Source organism: Streptomyces sp. NPDC051913 (assembly GCF_044593635.1).
In the GTDB taxonomy this organism is placed as follows: domain Bacteria; phylum Actinomycetota; class Actinomycetes; order Streptomycetales; family Streptomycetaceae; genus Streptomyces.
On the sequence record NZ_JBIUCI010000006.1, the window covers coordinates 323,105 to 339,690 of the forward strand.

18 protein-coding genes are annotated in these 16,586 nt (G+C 70.6%); 12 read left to right on the forward strand and 6 right to left on the reverse strand.

From position 1 onward, the window contains the following. Positions 1 to 84: 84 nt before the first annotated feature. Complete coding sequence (locus ACIHIX_RS20785) at positions 85 to 825, forward strand: response regulator transcription factor (protein WP_399958094.1); 741 nt, start codon at positions 85 to 87, stop codon at positions 823 to 825. Further along, entirely contained in the window at positions 822 to 2,273 is a 1,452-nt protein-coding gene (locus ACIHIX_RS20790) for a sensor histidine kinase (RefSeq protein ID WP_399958097.1), read from the forward strand. The genes ACIHIX_RS20785 and ACIHIX_RS20790 overlap by 4 nt, the downstream gene beginning before the upstream one ends. Here the strand turns inward: ACIHIX_RS20790 and ACIHIX_RS20795 are convergent. The 3 genes from ACIHIX_RS20795 to ACIHIX_RS20805 all read right to left on the reverse strand — a co-directional run bounded on the left by ACIHIX_RS20795 (position 2,260) and on the right by ACIHIX_RS20805 (position 4,570). Further along, a complete protein-coding gene (locus ACIHIX_RS20795; RefSeq protein WP_399958100.1) occupies positions 2,260 to 2,964 on the reverse strand; it encodes a L,D-transpeptidase in 705 nt (234 codons plus the stop codon). The two genes, ACIHIX_RS20790 and ACIHIX_RS20795, sit on opposite strands and share 14 nt — an antisense overlap. A 3-nt stretch (positions 2,965 to 2,967) precedes the next feature. Next, positions 2,968 to 3,555 carry a pyridoxamine 5'-phosphate oxidase family protein gene (locus ACIHIX_RS20800; protein ID WP_399958103.1) on the reverse strand — a complete coding sequence of 196 codons (588 nt, stop codon included), beginning with the start codon at positions 3,553 to 3,555 and terminating at the stop codon, positions 2,968 to 2,970. Positions 3,556 to 3,676: 121 nt separating this feature from the next. After that, positions 3,677 to 4,570, reverse strand: coding sequence for a hypothetical protein (locus ACIHIX_RS20805; RefSeq protein ID WP_399958106.1), 894 nt, complete (start codon positions 4,568 to 4,570; stop codon positions 3,677 to 3,679). A gap of 196 nt (positions 4,571 to 4,766) precedes the next feature. On the opposite strand from ACIHIX_RS20805, the gene argH reads away from it, so the two are divergent. The 4 genes from argH (at position 4,767) to ACIHIX_RS20825 (ending at position 9,502) form a co-directional block, all read left to right on the forward strand. Continuing rightward, on the forward strand, positions 4,767 to 6,197 hold the full coding sequence (argH, locus tag ACIHIX_RS20810; protein WP_399958109.1) for an argininosuccinate lyase: 1,431 nt from the start codon (positions 4,767 to 4,769) through the stop codon (positions 6,195 to 6,197). Positions 6,198 to 6,345: 148 nt separating this feature from the next. Then, positions 6,346 to 7,323: an aldo/keto reductase gene (locus ACIHIX_RS20815; RefSeq protein ID WP_399958112.1), complete on the forward strand. Its 978-nt coding sequence runs from the start codon at positions 6,346 to 6,348 to the stop codon at positions 7,321 to 7,323. A gap of 89 nt (positions 7,324 to 7,412) precedes the next feature. Continuing rightward, positions 7,413 to 7,979 (forward strand): TetR/AcrR family transcriptional regulator, encoded by a 567-nt coding sequence (locus ACIHIX_RS20820; RefSeq protein WP_399958114.1) that lies wholly within the window; start codon positions 7,413 to 7,415, stop codon positions 7,977 to 7,979. Next, positions 7,976 to 9,502: an MFS transporter gene (locus ACIHIX_RS20825; protein ID WP_399958117.1), complete on the forward strand. Its 1,527-nt coding sequence runs from the start codon at positions 7,976 to 7,978 to the stop codon at positions 9,500 to 9,502. The genes ACIHIX_RS20820 and ACIHIX_RS20825 overlap by 4 nt, the downstream gene beginning before the upstream one ends. 50 nt (positions 9,503 to 9,552) lie before the next feature. On the opposite strand, the gene ACIHIX_RS20830 is transcribed toward ACIHIX_RS20825, so the two are convergent. After that, positions 9,553 to 10,227, reverse strand: coding sequence for a lysophospholipid acyltransferase family protein (locus ACIHIX_RS20830; RefSeq protein WP_399958579.1), 675 nt, complete (start codon positions 10,225 to 10,227; stop codon positions 9,553 to 9,555). A 323-nt stretch (positions 10,228 to 10,550) separates the two neighbouring features. Between ACIHIX_RS20830 and ACIHIX_RS20835 the strand changes: the two genes are divergently transcribed. The 3 genes from ACIHIX_RS20835 to ACIHIX_RS20845 all read left to right on the forward strand — a co-directional run bounded on the left by ACIHIX_RS20835 (position 10,551) and on the right by ACIHIX_RS20845 (position 12,922). Then, positions 10,551 to 11,750, forward strand: a complete 1,200-nt coding sequence (locus tag ACIHIX_RS20835) for a glycerophosphodiester phosphodiesterase (RefSeq protein WP_399958120.1) — start codon at positions 10,551 to 10,553, stop codon at positions 11,748 to 11,750. 74 nt (positions 11,751 to 11,824) lie between these two features. Then, the gene (locus tag ACIHIX_RS20840; RefSeq protein WP_399958123.1) at positions 11,825 to 12,379 is read left to right on the forward strand and encodes an RNA polymerase sigma factor; all 555 of its coding nucleotides are present in this window, start codon (positions 11,825 to 11,827) and stop codon (positions 12,377 to 12,379) included. A 45-nt stretch (positions 12,380 to 12,424) separates the two neighbouring features. Further along, positions 12,425 to 12,922 carry a GNAT family N-acetyltransferase gene (locus ACIHIX_RS20845; RefSeq protein WP_329341235.1) on the forward strand — a complete coding sequence of 166 codons (498 nt, stop codon included), beginning with the start codon at positions 12,425 to 12,427 and terminating at the stop codon, positions 12,920 to 12,922. Here the strand turns inward: ACIHIX_RS20845 and ACIHIX_RS20850 are convergent. Then, the gene (locus ACIHIX_RS20850; protein ID WP_399958126.1) at positions 12,912 to 13,334 is read right to left on the reverse strand and encodes a hypothetical protein; all 423 of its coding nucleotides are present in this window, start codon (positions 13,332 to 13,334) and stop codon (positions 12,912 to 12,914) included. The genes ACIHIX_RS20845 and ACIHIX_RS20850 overlap by 11 nt on opposite strands. Position 13,335: 1 nt before the next feature. Beyond that, a complete protein-coding gene (locus ACIHIX_RS20855; protein ID WP_109500094.1) occupies positions 13,336 to 13,695 on the reverse strand; it encodes a hypothetical protein in 360 nt (119 codons plus the stop codon). Between the two features lie 122 nt (positions 13,696 to 13,817). Here ACIHIX_RS20855 and ACIHIX_RS20860 point away from each other — a divergent pair, with 122 nt between their 5' ends. The 3 genes from ACIHIX_RS20860 (at position 13,818) to ACIHIX_RS20870 (ending at position 16,545) form a co-directional block, all read left to right on the forward strand. Beyond that, complete coding sequence (locus ACIHIX_RS20860) at positions 13,818 to 14,468, forward strand: HAD-IA family hydrolase (protein WP_399958130.1); 651 nt, start codon at positions 13,818 to 13,820, stop codon at positions 14,466 to 14,468. Positions 14,469 to 14,791: 323 nt separating this feature from the next. Then, positions 14,792 to 15,823, forward strand: coding sequence for a methionine ABC transporter ATP-binding protein (locus ACIHIX_RS20865; protein ID WP_399958582.1), 1,032 nt, complete (start codon positions 14,792 to 14,794; stop codon positions 15,821 to 15,823). Next, positions 15,820 to 16,545, forward strand: coding sequence for a methionine ABC transporter permease (locus tag ACIHIX_RS20870; RefSeq protein ID WP_079311824.1), 726 nt, complete (start codon positions 15,820 to 15,822; stop codon positions 16,543 to 16,545). Before ACIHIX_RS20865 ends, ACIHIX_RS20870 begins: the two co-directional genes overlap by 4 nt. Positions 16,546 to 16,586 lie beyond the last annotated feature (41 nt).

Genomic DNA, 16,586 nt, shown 5'->3' on the forward strand with positions numbered 1-16,586 from the left:
GGCACCCCGCTCAGCCCACTCAGAGCAAACTCAGAGCATCCGGCGGCGCCCTCGGCCCCCGCGAGGGGTGATCCTGGGAGGGCGATGAACACCACCCGCTCCGGCCGCCCGGCCCTCGCCCGCCCCGACGGCACGCCCCTGCGTGTCCTCGTCGTCGACGACGACCCCGATCTCGCCGAGGTGCTCTCCGGCGCCCTGCGCTACGAGGGCTGGGAGGTCCGCACGGCCGGCGACGGCGCCACGGCGGTCACCGCGGCCCGGGAGCTGCTGCCGGACGCGGTCGTGCTCGACGTGATGCTCCCGGACACCGACGGATTCGCGGTGCTGCGCTCCCTGCACACCGTGAAGCCCGATGTGTGCGTGCTGTTCCTCACCGCGCGGGACGCGGTCGAGGACCGCATCACCGGGATCACCGCGGGCGGCGACGACTACGTCACCAAGCCCTTCAGCCTGGAGGAGGTCGTCGCCCGGATCCGCGGCCTGCTGCGCCGTGCCGGCATGGCCCGCCAGCTGGAGGAGGGCCCGCGGCTGACCGTCGGCGACCTGGTCATGGACGAGGAAGCCCGTGAGGTGACCCGGGCGGGTGAGCTCATCGAGCTGTCCCCGACCGAGTTCGAGCTGCTGCGCTTCCTCATGCGCAACCCGCGCCGGGTGCTCAGCAAGACCCAGATCCTCGACCGGGTGTGGTCGTACGACTTCGGCGGTCGCGCCCATGTCGTCGAGCTGTACATCTCCTATCTGCGCAAGAAGGTGGACGCCGGGCGCGAGCCGATGATCCACACGGTGCGCGGGGCGGGCTATGTGCTCAAGCCGGTGACCGGATGAGGCCCGTGCCGCCGCGTACCCTGCGGGCCCGGCTCACCCTCGGCCTGGTGGTGCTGCTGGCGGTGAGCTGCGCCGCGGTCGGCGTGGCCGCCGTCGTCGGACTGCGCGGCTTTCTCACCGGCCGCCTCGACGAGCAGCTGACCGAGGCGGGGAACCGGTTCGCGGTGAGTCTGGAGCACAAAGGAGAGGCCGTGCCAGGCGCAGGCGACCACGACGCCGACGATCGCGGCGACACCCGCCGCCAGGCCACCGGCACCTTCGGCGCCCGGCTGGTCGACGGCACGGCCACCCACGCGGCGGTCGTCCGTCCGAGCGGCACCAAGGACGTCACCCTCACCGAGCGCGACGAGAAGCGGCTCGCCGCGATCCCGGCCGACGGCAGGGGCCACACCGTGGACCTCTCCGCGCTGGACGACTACCGCGTGCTGGTGTCGAGCGGCCTCGACGGCGACACCCTGGTCACCGGCCTGCCGATGGAGCCCGTGGAGGCCACGGTCCACCGGCTCGAACTGCTCGCCGGGATCGTCTTCGGCCTCGCCCTCACCGTCACCGGCGTGGTCGGCGCCTTCTGGGTGCGCTGGTCGCTGCGCCCGCTGAGCCGGGTCGCGGCGACCGCCACCCGGGTCAGCGAACTCCCGCTGGCCAGCGGCGAGGTGGCACTGCCGCCCCGGGCTCCGGAGTCCGACCCCCGCAGCGAGGTCGGCCAGGTCGCCGGCGCCTTCAACCGCATGCTCGGTCATGTCGAGGACGCCCTCACCAAGCGGCACGCCAGCGAGGAGCGGCTGCGCAGCTTCGCGGCCGACGCCAGCCATGAGCTGCGCACCCCGGTCGCGTCGGTGCGCGGCCACGCGGAACTGGCGTTGCTGCACCCGGGCCCGGTCCCGCCGGAGGTCACCCGGGCGCTGGAACGCATCGCCGCCGAATCCTCCCGCATGGGCGAGATGGTCGACGAGATGCTGCTGCTGGCCCGGCTGGACGCGGGCCGCCCCCTGGAGCGCCGCCCGGTCGACCTCACGATGCTGGTCCTGGACGCGGTCACCGACGCCCGGGCCGCGGGCCCCGGCCACCGCTGGACCCTGGAACTCCCCGAGGAACCGGTGACGGTCACCGGCGACGCCCACCGCCTGCACCAGGTGTTGGCCAACCTGTTGGCCAACGCGCGGGGGCACACACCCGTGGGCACCGAGGTGACGGTCTCCCTGGAGACCGAGGACACGTCGGTCGTCCTCACGGTCCACGACGACGGCCCCGGTGTCCCCGAGGACATCCAGCCCGGCGTCTTCGAACGCTTCACCCGAGCCGACCGCCGCCGCACCGACGCCCCGGGGGGCGGCGCGGGCCTGGGCCTGTCGATCGTGGCCGCGGTGGCCGAGGCGCACGGCGGAGACGTGAGCCTGCGGAGCGCGCCGGGCTCGACCACCTTCACCGTCCGGCTCAGTACCGAGTGACCGCCGTGTGCCCGCCCGTCGTACCGATCGCGATGTGCGGCTCCCGCCCGGGATCGGCCCACTTCAGGATCCGGCGCATCGCGTCCGCCGGCAGGGACACACAACCCGCCGTCGCGCCGTCGCCGTTGACGTGCAGAAAGATCCCGGCGCCCCGACCGCGCACCGGATGGCTGTAGTTGAAACCGATCACCATGGCGTACGCGTACTGCTTCTCGTACGCGATCAGATGCTCGGACTCGGCCGCCCGGCAGTCCTTGGCGCGCGGCTCGCTCCAACGGTTGTAGACGCGGGAGTCGTTGTCCTGGCACCACCAGGAACTCGCGCGCACCGGACGGTACTTGTACGAGGTCCCGTTCGGCGCGCCCTTGATGCCGAAGGCGTACGGCAGCTCGTACAGCCCCGCCGGTGTGGTGTTCGTGCCCTGCTTGCGCGAGGTGCCCGCCACGAGCCCGTTCGCCCCGAACCGCGCCTTCGCCGAACCGGCCTTCACCCACTGTCCGTTGTGCAGGTCCCACCAGGTGACGGTCCCGGAGGTGGAGGTGCTCTTGGCGGCCACCGCGGTGATCAGCTGGCTGCCGCCCCCGGTGTCGGCCATGCGTGCGGGAAGCGGGAGGTGCCCGCCGTCGGGAGCGGCGCCGAGCACGAGGAGGGACGCGGACACGAGGGCCGTGGCGACGGCGGGGGAGCCCATGGCTCAGACGGTAGAGGGCGGCAGCGGCAACGGCAGCCCGGGTAGGCCATCCAGGCTCGTCGCGATGTGCTCCTTCTTGGCGAAGTAGGCGCTCAGGGATGCGTCGTCCTCGCGCGCGAAGCGCCGGGCGTGCAGATCGCGGTCCTCGTCGTACGTCATGAAGGGCACCGCGTAGCCACAGGAGTCGCGGATCTGCCGGGCCGTCACGACGATGATCGCCCGCAGGCCGTGCAGGCCCGGGTCGATGTCCGGGAAATGCGTGAGCAGTTCCGTGAAGCGGGGGTCGTCGCGCAGCACCGCCTCGCCCTCGCCGTGCACCCGGACGATGTTGGGCGGGCCCTGGAAGGCGCACCACATGAGCGTGATCCGGCCGTTCTCCCGCAGATGCGCGACCGTCTCCGCGGTGGAGCCGGCGAAGTCCAGATAGGCGACGGTCAGTTCGTCGAGGACCGCGAAGGAGCCCTTGAGCCCCTTGGGGGAGAGGTTGACCGTGCCATCGCCGGAGAGAGGGGCGGTGGCGGTGAAGAAGAGGGGCTGCGCCTCGATGAAAGTGCGCAGCCTGCCGTCTATGCGCTCGTAAGTCTTTCCCATGTCTAACGATTATGGGCGCAGGTCTTTCGCCTGTCTAATGAATTGCGGGGTCCGCTTCCCGGTCCCCGCCGTGGCCGCCCCGGCCGGCGCATCACTCGGGGCGGCCACAGCACCTGTCACGTCACTGGGTGAGCGTGCAGGTGGCCAGGGAACCGAGGCCCTGGGGCTTCTCGGCGGTGCGGCCGATGGAGATGGCGATGCGGTCGATCGTGGACGTCCGCTTGTCCGCCAGCGGGCCGAGGATGGCGTTCTGGACGAAGTTGGGGCCGCCCTGGCCGACCGTGTTCACCAGGCGCGTGTTCGCCTCGTCGATCTGGGTCTGCAGGAGCGCGAGGTTGCGGTCCACCTCGGCCTGCGCGGAGGCCGGGATCGCGGGGAGCTGGGAGGCGACGTCGGGGCAGGTGATGGTGCCGACGCCGGCGTTGTCCGCATCGCCCGCGTCGTTGCCCGCGTCCTCGCCCGCGTTGTCGGTGTCCTGCCCGGCGTCCTGGCCCGTGTCCCCGGCGGCCTCCGAGGCGGGGGCGCTCGGCGTGGCCTCGGCCTCCTCGCCCGTGTCCGCGGCGCCGTCGGCGTTGAGGGTGCAGGGCGCGAGCGCGTCAAGCCCCTGGGGCTTCGCCGCCGTACGGCCGATCGCGGTGGCCATGCGGTTGACGGTCGCGATCCGCTTGTCCTCCAGCGGGCCCAGAATGGCGTTCTGGACGAAGTTGGGTCCGCCCTGGCCGACGGTGTCGACAAGACGCTTGTTGGCCTCGTCGATCTGGGTCTGGAGGAGGGCGAGGTTGCGGTCGATCTCGGCCTGCGCGCTCGCCGGGATGGCGGGGAGCTGGGAGGCGACGTCCGGGCAGGTGATGGTGCCGGGGCTCGCGAGGGTGCGCGCGGTGTTGTCGCCGCTGCTCTTGGAGGACTCCCCGGCGAGGGCGGAACCGGCGATCACCGCACCGGTCAGCACCAGTGCGGTAGCGCTGCCGATGAGCGCGACGCGGCGCTTGTTGTACTTCGGAAGGGCCCTGGACATGCGGATGCCTCACAAGGGTCGGGAGTGTCGTGGTGTTCGTCGTGTGTACAAACGCGGCGCCTGCGTTCGGGGGGAGGTACGAGCAAGCGGTTTCCCATGTTCAAAGGGAACCCCAAAAACACGTCAGATTGACGAATCATGCAGTGGTCTGCATACTCATGCATAACCTTGAATGCGGCGATGAGGAGCAACGCAAGTGAGCAGCAACAGCGGTGACGTCCGGCTCTGGGGCGGCCGTTTCGCCGACGGTCCCGCCGAGGCCCTGGCCAAGCTGTCCGCGTCCGTGCACTTCGACTGGCGGCTGGCTCCCTACGACATCGCCGGTTCGCGTGCCCACGCGCGCGTGCTGCACAAGGCGGGGCTCCTCACCGAGGACGAGCTTCAGCGCATGATCGCCGGACTCGACCAGCTGGAGGCCGACGTCGCCGCCGGTTCCTTCGTCGGCACGATCGCCGACGAGGACGTCCACACCGCCCTGGAGCGCGGCCTCCTGGAGCGCCTCGGCCCCGACCTCGGCGGCAAGCTCCGCGCCGGCCGCTCCCGCAACGACCAGGTGGCCACCCTCTTCCGGATGTACCTGAGGGACCACGCCCGGATCATCGGCGGCCTCATCGCCGACCTCCAGGACGCCCTGATCGGTCTCGCCGAGGCTCACGCGGACGTGGCGATGCCCGGCCGCACCCACCTCCAGCATGCCCAGCCGGTCCTCTTCGCCCACCATGTGCTGGCCCACGCCCAGGCGCTCTCCCGGGACGCCGAGCGGCTGCGCCAGTGGGACGACCGCACGGCCGTGTCGCCCTACGGCGCGGGCGCCCTGGCCGGTTCCTCCCTCGGCCTGGACCCGGAGGCGGTGGCGAAGGACCTCGGCTTCGAGCACGGCAGCGTCGGCAACTCCATCGACGGCACCGCCTCGCGTGACTTCGTCGCGGAGTTCGCCTTCATCACCGCGATGATCGGCGTGAACCTCTCCCGGATCGCCGAGGAGATCATCATCTGGAACACGAAGGAGTTCTCCTTCGTGACCCTGCACGACGCGTTCTCCACCGGCTCGTCGATCATGCCGCAGAAGAAGAACCCCGACATCGCGGAGCTGGCGCGCGGCAAGTCGGGGCGCCTGATCGGCAACCTGACGGGTCTGATGGCGACGTTGAAGGCGCTGCCCCTCGCCTACAACCGTGACCTCCAGGAGGACAAGGAGCCGGTCTTCGACTCCTGCGACCAGCTGGAGGTTCTCCTCCCCGCCTTCACCGGCATGATGGCCACCCTCACCGTCAACCGCGAGCGCATGGAGGAACTGGCCCCGGCCGGCTTCTCCCTCGCCACCGACATCGCCGAGTGGCTGGTCAAGCAGGGCGTCCCGTTCCGCGTCGCCCACGAGGTCGCCGGCGAGTGCGTCAAGGCCGCCGAGGCCGAGGGCAAGGAACTCGACGAACTGACGGACGACCAGTTCGCGAAGATCTCCACCCACCTCACCCCGGAGGTCCGTACGGTCCTCAACGTCAAGGGCGCCCTCGCCTCCCGCAACGGCAGGGGTGGCACGGCCCCGAGCGCGGTGGCGATCCAGCTGGCGGAGGTGAAGGCGAACGTGGAGGCTCAGCACGCCGGGGCCACTGCGAAGAAGCGCTAGGGGCAGCGCCGCCAGGGGCGCGGGGAACTGCGCGAGCAACCACGAACCACCCGCACTCGCACAGCGAACCGCACCACCCGAGCTCTGAACCGAAGGTCATCGCGGGTTAGGTTGGGAACAGCCTTGAGCCGACCCAACGGAGCCCGCGATGCCCTTCGCCCGCCTGGCCACAGCGACCACCCCCACCTGCCACATCGGACTGGGCCTCGCGGCCGTCGGCCGCCCCGGCTACATCAACCTGGGCCGCGACGAAGACCTGGGCCTCGCGGAGAACCGCAGCGTCGAATCGCTGCGCGCCCGCACCCACGAACTCCTCGACGCCGCCTACGCCCAAGGCGTCCGCTACTTCGACGCCGCCCGCTCCTACGGCCGCTCCGAGGAGTTCCTCGCGGACTGGCTCAACGCCGACCCCGGCCGAAACGACGTGGTCATCGGCAGCAAATGGGGCTACACCTACACCGCCGCCTGGACGACGGACGCCGAGAAGCACGAGGTCAAGGACCACGGCCTCGACACCTACGAACGCCAGCGCCGCGAAACCGCCGAGCTCCTCGGCGACCATCTGGACCTCTACCAGATCCACTCGGTGACCCCGGACAGCCCGGCCCTCACCGACAAGGAACTCCACGCCAAGCTCGCCGAGGCCGCCGCCAACGGCATCAGCATCGGTTTCTCCACCAGCGGCCCCGCCCAGGCGGACGCCATCCGGGCCGCCCTGGAGGTGACGGTCGACGGCGCGCCCCTCTTCCGTACCGTCCAGTCGACGTACAACGCCCTGGAGACCTCCGCCGCCCCCGCGCTCGCCGAGGCGCACGACGCCGGGCTCACGGTGATCGTCAAGGAGGGCATGGCCAACGGCAGGCTCGCGGGCCCGCACGCGCCGGACGCCCTGAAGGCCGTGGCCGAGGAGACGTCTCTCGGCTGTGACGCGGTCGCCCTCGCCCTCGTCCTGCGCCGGCCGTGGGCCGGGGTCGTCCTGTCCGGGGCGGCGACCACCGCCCAGCTGGCCTCCAACCTGCACGCGGCCGTCGTGGACCTGGACGAGGACCAGCTCGCGCGCCTCGCCGAGCTGACGGAGGAGCCGCGGGAGTACTGGGAGAAGCGCGGCAGCCTGCCCTGGCACTGAGACAACAGAACCCCTGCTCAGCACCACGCGCATGAGACGTTCACGCCTACTGTGAGACATTGATGTCTCACATGGGTTATGGTTGTCTCATGGCTGTCGACCGAGCTCATGTGCTGCGCAGTGCCGCGGCCCTGCTGACCCGCAAGTCCACCGCGACCATGGACGAGGTCGCCAAGGCCGCGGGGATCAGCCGGGCCACCCTGCACCGGCACTTCGCCGGGCGCGACGCGCTCGTGCGGGCACTTGAGGCGCTCGGCATCGAGGAGTGCGAGGCCGCGCTGGACGCGGCCCGGCTCGACGAGGGCCCGGCGCGGGACGCCGTACACCGCCTCGTCCGCGAGATCGAACCGGCCGCCTCCCTGCTCGCCTTCCTCTACACCGAGAACCAGCTGTTCGAGGGGGAGGGGCAGAACCCCGGCTGGACCCGCATCGACGAGCGCATCGCGGCCCTTTTCCGACGCGGTCAGGCGGCCGGCGAGTTCCGCATCGACCTGACCCCGGCCTGGCTCACCGAGGCGCTGTACGGCCTGCTTGCCTCTGGCGCCTGGGCGGTGATGGAGGGCCGCGTGGCGGCGAAGGACTTCACGTACATGATCGCCGAGCTGCTGCTCGGCGGTGCACTACGTCATCACGACCATCCGAGAGAGGAATCATGACCAGCACCCTGCGGCCGGCGACCACGACCGAGGCGGTGACCAAGCGTCCGGGCCGTTGGCTCGCGCTGTCCGTCCTCGTGCTCGCCGTGCTGCTGGTGGCCGTCGACGCGACCGTCCTCGGTCTCGCGACCCCCTACATCAGCGAGGACCTGAACCCGACCGGCTCCCAGCTCCTCTGGATCGGCGACGTCTACTCCTTCGTCATCGCGGGTCTGCTCGTCTCCATGGGCAGCCTGGGCGACCGCATCGGCCGCAAGCGCATCCTCCTCATCGGAGCGACCGCGTTCGGCGCGATATCGGTCCTCAACGCCTATGCCACGACACCGGAGATGATGATCCTCGCGCGCGCCCTTCTGGGCGTCGCGGGCGCGACCCTCATGCCGGCGACCCTCGCCCTGATCCGCAACCTCTTCCACGACCCGCGGGAACGCAGTCTCGCCGTGGGCATCTGGGGCGCGACGGCCTCCGCGGGCACCGCGATCGGTCCGATCGCCGGTGGCTTCCTGCTCGAACACTTCTGGTGGGGCTCGGTCTTCCTGATCAACCTGCCCGTGATGGCGGTCCTGGTCCTCGTCGGCATCAAGCTGCTGCCGGAGTCGAAGAACCCGAACCCGGGCCCGTGGGACCTGATCAGCGTCGGCCTGTCCCTGGTCGGCATGATCGCGGTGGTGTACGCGGTCAAGGAGACGGCCACGCACGGCTTCGGCTGGGCGATCCTCGGCGTCGGCGCACTCGGCGCGGGGGCCCTGTACTGGTTCGTCCACCGCCAACTGACCCTGCCGACACCCCTGTTGGACATGCGTCTGTTCCGCAACCGCGGTTTCAGCGCGGCGGTCCTCGCCGACCTGCTGACCATCCTCGGCCTGTCCGGCCTGGTCTTCTTCCTCTCGCAGTATCTGCAACTCGTCCAGGGCCGAAGCCCGTTGGAGGCGGGCCTGGCCGAACTCCCCGCGGCCGTGGGCGCGGTGGCGGCCGGCCTGATCGCGGGCTGGGCGGCCCGCCGCTGGTCGGTCCGCGCGGTGGTCTCCGGCGGCCTGGCGGCGGTAGGCGTGGCACTGGCCTCGCTGACCGTCATCGACCAGTCCACCGGCTACCCGCTGCTGGGCACGGCCCTGCTGGTCGTAGGCATCGGCGCCGGCTTCTCCTTCACGGTCACCGCCGACGTCATCCTGTCGAGCGTCCCGAAGGAACAGGCCGGCTCGGCGTCGGCGGTCTCAGAGACGGCGTACGAGTTGGGCGCGGCCCTGGGCATCGCCGTACTGGGCTCGATCGTGACCGGCGTGTACAGGGGCTTCACGGCTCCGGCGGGCACACCGGAGGGCGCCCATGAGTCGCTGGGAGCAGCGGTGGAGTCAGCGGCGGGAATGCCGACGCAGCAGGCGCAAGCACTACTGGCGTCGGCGAGAGAGTCCTTCGTGGACGGCCTGACGATCGCGGCGGGAGCAGGAGCGGCAGTACTGCTCGCCACGGCATGCGCGGCCTGGTTCCTGCTGCGAAACCAACGTCTGGACGGCCGACCCTAAGGGGCGCGGGGAACTGCGCGAGCAACCACAACGCACCCGCAGCCGGAAAACTACGCCGCTTCCTTGGCCTTCGTCGCATACATGTCCACGTACTCCTGCCCCGACAACCGCATGACCTCGGTCATCACGGAGTCCGTCACAGCCCGCAGCACATACCGGTCCCGGTCCATCCCGTCGTACCGGGAGAACTCCATCGCCTCACCGAACCGAACAGTCACCCGCCCAGGGCGCGGCATCCCCGCGCCCCCCGGCTGCAACTTGTCCGTGCCGATGACGGCGAACGGCACCACAGGCGCCCCCGTCATCATCGTCAGCCGCGCGATACCGGTACGCCCCCGGTACAACCGCCCGTCGGGCGACCGCGTCCCCTCGGGGTAGATACCGAAGACCTTCCCCTCCTCCAGCACCCGCCGCCCGGTCATCAGAGCGGCGACGCCGCCACGGCCACCGTCCCGGTCCACCGGAATCATGCCGACGCCGGTGAAGAACCACGCCATGAGCCGGCCCTTCAGGCTCTTGCCGGTGACGTACTCGTCCTTGCCGATGAAGAACACCTGCCGGTCGCAGACGAGCGGAAGGATCATCGAGTCGATGAAGGTGAGGTGGTTGCCGGCCAGGATGACCGGACCGTCTCCGGGGATGTGCTCCGCGCCTTCCACCTGTGGGCGGAACATCAGGCGCATGATCGGTCCGAGCACTGCCTTGATGAGCGCGAAGCGGGACAACGGGCCCTCCGGTGTCAAGGGAATCGGTCTAAGTCTGTGCAGGTGAGGACGATACTCGCGGCCCGGGGGGTCTTGCACATCGGGTTCACCGAGGTCTTACGCAGTGTTGACGCGGGTTTACCTGCGGCGGCGCGCCGAATACCGGTCGTAACCTGGCGGCCATGATGTGACGGACATCGCGCCCAGGGCCTGATGGGCCGTCAACTCCTGCCTCATGGACGACATCCCGCGTCACCCGCGTGTTCCGCCCCGGGTCTCCCCGCGGTCATGTACACGCACCTACGATCGGCCCGCAGTGACGAGCCGACGCAAGGAGGGCGCTCATGGGATCGCAGGATTCTCAGGCCGTGGACGGGCAGACGGGTGTAACCGGACGGCGGGCGCTGCTCGGCGCGGCCGTGCTCGGTGCCGGGGGAGCGGTCCTCGGCCTGTCCGGCACGGCGAGAGCCGCCGAGGCCGCCGGGACCGCCGAGGCCGCCGGAGCGCGGCACGGCGGCGGGCTGAGCAGCCTGCCCGTGCCGACGATCATCGGGCACCGGGGCGCCAGCGGCTACCGGCCCGAGCACACCTTCGGGTCGTACCAGCTCGCCCTCGACCTGGGCGCCCATGTCGTCGAGGCCGGCGACCTGGTGCCCACCAGGGACGGTCACCTGGTCTGCCGTCATGAGCCGGAGATCGGCGGGACGACGGACGTCGCGGACCACAAGGAGTTCACCGACCGCAGGACGACGAAGGTCCTGGACGGTGTCTCCGTCACCGGTTGGTTCACCGAGGACTTCACGCTCGCCGAGCTGAAGACCCTGCGCGCGATCGAGCGCATCCCGGCGAACCGCCCGCACAACACCCTCTACAACGGCCGCTGGGAGATCCCCACCTTCGAAGAGGTCCTGAAGTGGCAGGACGAGCAGAGCCGCAAGCGCGGCCGGCAGGTGTGGATCTACCCGGAGACCAAGCACCCCACCTACTTCCGCAAGCTGGGTCTCGGTCTTGAGGAGCGGGTCGCCAAGCTGCTGCGCAAGCACGGCAAGGACGGCCGCAACGCGCCGGTCATCCTCCAGTCCTTCGAGCCGACCAGCATCCAGCGCCTGAACCGGCTGGTCGACAACCCGCTGGTCGTGCTGCTCTCCTCCGCGACCAGCCGCCCCTGGGACTTCGTCGAGACGGGCGACCCGCGCACGGTCGCCGACCTGATCACGCCCGCCGGGCTGCGGGAGATCGCCGGATACGCCCAGGGCATCGGCCCCACCCTCGACCTCGTCATCCCCAAGGACGCCAACGGCGACCTCACCAGCCCGACCACCCTGGTCGCCGACGCGCACAAGGTGGGCCTGATCCTCCACCCCTACACCATGCGCAACGAGAACCCGTTCCTGCCGACGAGCTTCCGCAAGGGCACCGACGCCGACGCCTACGGCGATGTCTTCGGCGCCTACAGGACGTACTTCGCCACCGGTATCGACGGTGTCTTCACCGACAACCCGGACACCGGCCTGCTGGCCCGCGCGGACTTCGTCAACCGGTGAGCCCCCGGCCCCGGTTGGGGTGACAGCCGGCCGTCCGGGCAACCCGCCGCCCGGACGGCCGCGTCGTGAGGCGTATGACGCGCGACCTGATCACCACCCCGCCGCACGACCCGGTCACCGCACCGCCGCACGACCTGCTCACCGCCCTGCGCCCGCTGCTCACCGCCGAGGCCTTTGCGGAGGCGCACGCCTCCGGTGCCGAACCCGGCGACCTGGAACAGGCGGTCTGGCTCCGCCTCCTGGAGCGCCTCGACACCGACGGTCCGCCCGTGGACCCGCCGGGCTGGCTCCGCCGGGCGGTCCGCTCCGAGGCGCGCCGCTCCCGTCGTACGACGCGCCTCGAACGGCCGTATGAGACGGAACCCGCGGACGACGCCGGTCGCAGTCCTGAGGACCATGCTCTGGCGGCCGCCCGGCGCCGGGCGCTGCGGGACGCCGTACGCCGTCTGCCGGGCCGCTGTCCCCGGCTCCTTGAGGCGCTGCTCTCCCCGATGGACCTCACCTACCGGGAAATCGCGGGGGAGTTGGGTATCTCACAGGGCAGTCTCGGTCCGGAACGTTCCAGATGCCTGGGATGTCTGCGTCGTTTGCTCACACCGGAGGTTGCGGCCCGCGGAGCGCGGGGATAGGAGTGAGGGACGACAGGCGATCAGGTGAGCGGGAGGCGTGCGCACATGGGCATGAGCGTGACCATCTCTGCGGCGACCGTGCAGGACGCGGAGCAGATCTTCAGGTTGCAGTACCTGTGCTTCCAGAGCGAGGCGGCGCTGTACGGCAACTACCGCATCGACCCGCTCGTCCAGAGCCTGGACTCGGTCCGTGAGGAGGTCGCCTCGGACTGCGTCTTCGTGGCCCGGCTCGGCGAGGAGGTCGTTGGCTCGGTCCGCGGCCATGTCACCGAGGACGGCTCGGCCGCCATCGGCAAGCTCTGCGTCCACCCCCGTCTCCAGGGCCACGGCATCGGCGCCCGGCTGCTGCGCGCGGCCGAATCGGCCCTGGCCGAGGAGCGCGGCGCCACCCGGTTCCGCCTCTTCACCGGCCACCGCAGCGAGGGCAACCTGCGCCTGTACCGCAAGGTCGGCTACGAGGCGGTGGGCACGTCCAAGGGCGCGGACGGCGTACCCATGATCGTCCTGGAGAAGCCGGCGGGGACGTACGCGGCTACCGCGTAGCGGTGGCGTTACCCGCCCTCCGCAGCCAGTAGAGGGCGGACAGCGGCAGCAGCACCGGGATGAAGACGTATCCCATGCCGAAGTCCGACCACACGGTGGCGTCGGGGAAGGCGGACGGCTCCACCAGCGTCCACGTACCGACGATCAGCACACCCGCGAGCTCGGCGGCGCAGCACACCTGTGCCGCCTTGCGGGCCGTCTCGCCACCCCGGACGAGCGAGTACGTGATGAACCCGTAGACCAGCCCCGCCAAGGCGGACAGTGAGTAGGCCAGCGGTGCGCGGTCGAACTCGGTGGCGATCTGGTAAGCCGAGCGCGACACCGCGCCGACCACCATCACCCCGTACAGCCAGACCAGCAGCATCCCCGGCCCGCTGATCAGCCGCGCCGGCTTCTCCTCCGTCGCCGTCACGTCAGCCTCCCCAGATGTCATAGAGCCGCACCTCCAGCACGGCCAGCACCACACCGCCCGCGGCCGCCGTCACCGAGCCCCACTTCGAGCGCTCGGTCAGCGACATGAGCCCCGCCGCCGGGACGCACGCGAACGCGCCCACCAGATACGCCACGAAGATCGTCGTCCCCTGCTCCGGCTTCTCGCCGCGGGCCAGCTGCACGATCCCCACGACCAGCTGGACCAGCGCCAGCAGCGACACCACGCCCATCCCGATGAAGTGCCAGTCCTTCGTCGGCTGATCACGGTAGGCGGCCCAGCCGCACCAGGCGGCGAGCAGCAGCGCGGCGACGCCGGTCACGAGCGTCAGGGCATCAAGCATGGGGCGACCCTATTACGGAGCGGAAGACCGGCCGGGGTCGCCCCCGGCCTCGCCTCGACGTCCCGTGCAGCGAGAATCGAGCAGGGTTCGAGTGGTCGGTGCGACCCCGTAGGGTCGACGGCATGAAGATCCGTGCACAGGCCATGCTTTTCGACAACGACGGGACCCTCGTCTCCTCCCTCGCCTCCGTGGACCGCTGCTGGCGGCAGTGGGCCGAGGAGTACGGCATCACGGCCGAGGACTTCGCGCGCGTGGAGCTGCACGGGCGGCCGGCCGTCGAGATAGCCGCCGATCTGCTGCCCGCCGAGATCGTGCCCGAGGCCGTCGCGCGGATCGAGAGGCTGGAGGTGGAGGACGTGCCCAACGACGGTGTCCAGCTGCTGCCCGGCACCCGGGACTTCCTCGCCTCACTGCCCGCCGACCGCTGGGCCGTCGTGACCTCCGCCACCCGCCGGCTCGCCGAGGCCCGCCTCGACGCCGTCGGCATCCTGCCCAAGACCCTCGTCTCCGCCGACGACATCACCCGCGGCAAGCCCGACCCCGAGCCCTACCTCCTCGCGGCCCGCGAACTCGGCGTCGACCCCGCCGACTGCGTCGTCTTCGAGGACGCCCCCGCGGGCCTCGCGGCCGGACGCGCCGCCGGAATGACCACCGTGGCATTGACCACAACCCACCAGGCCCACGAGCTGGCGGCCGACCTGGTGATCGAGAACCTCTCGGCCTTGTCCGCCCTGGTCACGGCGGCCGGTGTGGAGATCTCCACCCGCCCGTGACACCTGTCCGCCGCTGTCCATCATGCGGACAGCGGCGGTTGGTAAGGACCATACGTCTGCTTTACTGATTCCATGACCACGACGAGCGACCGCACCTTTGCGACCGAGGCGACCATGACGCCCGGTGCTCGCTGTATGTGTCGAATGTGCGCCTTCTAGAGGGCCCCCGCACCACCCCCTGAGCCTCGCGCCCCGAAGCGAGCAGCTGTGGCATGTCCGTACCGGCCCCGCCGTACGTGACCGTGCTGCCCCGCGCACACCCGTTCCTCTCGTACCAGGGCACACCCACGCCCGCGTACGAACTCGACAGTGATGGAATCCCAGTGATCACCACCTCGGGCCTGACCAAGGTCTACCGCTCGCGCGGCCGTGAGGTCACCGCCCTCGACGGCGTCGATCTCCACGTCCGCGAAGGCGAGGTCTACGGCGTCATCGGCCAGTCCGGCGCCGGAAAGTCCTCCCTCATCCGCTGCGTCAACCTGCTGGAGCGCCCCACCGCCGGCACGGTCACCGTCGCCGGCCGGGACCTCACCGCCCTCGCCGGGCGCGGCCCGCGGGCCGGCAAGGAACTCCGCGAGGCGCGCAGCCGTATCGGCATGGTCTTCCAGCACTTCAACCTGCTGTCCTCCCGGACCGTCCAGGACAACATCGAGCTGCCTCTCGAGATCCTCGGCAGGTCCGGCAAGGAGCGCTCGCGCAAGGCGCTGGAGCTGCTCGACCTCGTCGGGCTCGCCGACAAGGCGAAGGCCTACCCGGCCCAGCTCTCCGGCGGCCAGAAGCAGCGTGTCGGCATCGCCCGCGCCCTGGCCGGCGACCCCAAGGTCCTGCTCTCCGACGAGGCCACCAGCGCCCTCGACCCGGAGACCACCCGCTCCATCCTCCAGCTGCTGCGCGACCTCAACCGCCAGCTGGGTCTGACCGTCCTGCTCATCACCCACGAGATGGACGTCGTGAAGTCGATCTGCGACTCCGCCGCCCTCATGGAGAACGGCCGCATCGTCGAGTCCGGGACGGTGAGCGAGCTGCTCGCGACCCCCGGCTCCGAACTCGCCACCGCGCTCTTCCCGGTCGGCGGCGAGGCCACCGGCGCCGACCGCACCGTCGTCGACGTCACCTTCCACGGCGAGGCCGCGACCCAGCCGGTCATCTCCCAGCTGTCGCGCACCTACAACATCGACATCTCGATCCTCGGTGCCGCCATCGACACCGTCGGCGGTCTCCAGGTCGGCCGGATGCGCATCGAACTGCCCGGCCGCTACGAGGACAACGTCGTGCCGGTCGGCTTCCTGCGCGAGCAGGGCCTCCAGATCGATGTCGTCGGTGAAGACCTGCTGGTGAAGGAAGGTGCCAAGTGACCTGGTCCGAGATGCAGCCCCTGCTGTCCCAGGCGTGTTGGGACACCCTCTACATGGTCGGCTGGTCCACCGTCATCGCCGTGGTGGGCGGCCTTCCGCTCGGCGTTCTCCTCGTCCTCACGGACCGGGGCGGACTTCTCCAGAACGTCGTCGCCAACAAGGTCATCGGGCAGGTCGTGAACGTCGCCCGGTCGATGCCGTTCATCATCCTGATGGTCGCGCTGATGGGCTTCACCCGCTCCATCACGGGCACCACCATCGGCCGCGAGGCCGCGATCGTGCCGCTCGCCATCGGCGCCATCCCGTTCTTCGCGCGGCTGGTCGAGACGGCGGTCCGTGAAGTGGACGGTGGGCTCGTCGAGGCCGTGCAGTCGATGGGCGGCAACACCTGGACCATCGTCCGCAAGGTCCTCGTACCGGAGTCGCTGCCCTCCCTGATCGCCAGCACCACGACCACGATCGTGGCGCTGATCGGCTACTCCGCCATGGCCGGCACCGTCGGCGCCGGCGGCCTCGGCGACATCGCCATCCGCTACGGCTACCAGCGCTTCGAGACCCAGCTCATGTGGATCACCGTGGCGATCCTCGCGGTCGTCATCTCGCTGATCCAGTTCGCCGGCGACTTCGCGGCCCGCTCGCTGCACAGCCGCGGCGGCAAGACGGGTCCGGCGCCGAAACTGCGGCTGCTGAAGGCCGCGACGGCCGACACCAAGACCGTCTGACCCCACCCCCAAAACTTCCCCGCACACCCATCGCGGGGTCG

Bases quoted from the DNA above. Each gene is read 5' to 3' on its own strand.
- ACIHIX_RS20785 (WP_399958094.1), top strand. From the start codon at position 85: ATGAACACCACCCGCTCCGGCCGCCCGGCCCTCGCCCGCCCCGACGGC.
- ACIHIX_RS20790 (WP_399958097.1), top strand. From the start codon at position 822: ATGAGGCCCGTGCCGCCGCGTACCCTGCGGGCCCGGCTCACCCTCGGC.
- ACIHIX_RS20795 (WP_399958100.1), bottom strand. From the start codon at position 2,964: ATGGGCTCCCCCGCCGTCGCCACGGCCCTCGTGTCCGCGTCCCTCCTC.
- ACIHIX_RS20800 (WP_399958103.1), bottom strand. From the start codon at position 3,555: ATGGGAAAGACTTACGAGCGCATAGACGGCAGGCTGCGCACTTTCATC.
- ACIHIX_RS20805 (WP_399958106.1), bottom strand. From the start codon at position 4,570: ATGTCCAGGGCCCTTCCGAAGTACAACAAGCGCCGCGTCGCGCTCATC.
- ACIHIX_RS20815 (WP_399958112.1), top strand. From the start codon at position 6,346: ATGCCCTTCGCCCGCCTGGCCACAGCGACCACCCCCACCTGCCACATC.
- ACIHIX_RS20820 (WP_399958114.1), top strand. From the start codon at position 7,413: ATGGCTGTCGACCGAGCTCATGTGCTGCGCAGTGCCGCGGCCCTGCTG.
- ACIHIX_RS20825 (WP_399958117.1), top strand. From the start codon at position 7,976: ATGACCAGCACCCTGCGGCCGGCGACCACGACCGAGGCGGTGACCAAG.
- ACIHIX_RS20835 (WP_399958120.1), top strand. From the start codon at position 10,551: ATGGGATCGCAGGATTCTCAGGCCGTGGACGGGCAGACGGGTGTAACC.
- ACIHIX_RS20840 (WP_399958123.1), top strand. From the start codon at position 11,825: ATGACGCGCGACCTGATCACCACCCCGCCGCACGACCCGGTCACCGCA.
- ACIHIX_RS20845 (WP_329341235.1), top strand. From the start codon at position 12,425: ATGGGCATGAGCGTGACCATCTCTGCGGCGACCGTGCAGGACGCGGAG.
- ACIHIX_RS20855 (WP_109500094.1), bottom strand. From the start codon at position 13,695: ATGCTTGATGCCCTGACGCTCGTGACCGGCGTCGCCGCGCTGCTGCTC.
- ACIHIX_RS20860 (WP_399958130.1), top strand. From the start codon at position 13,818: ATGAAGATCCGTGCACAGGCCATGCTTTTCGACAACGACGGGACCCTC.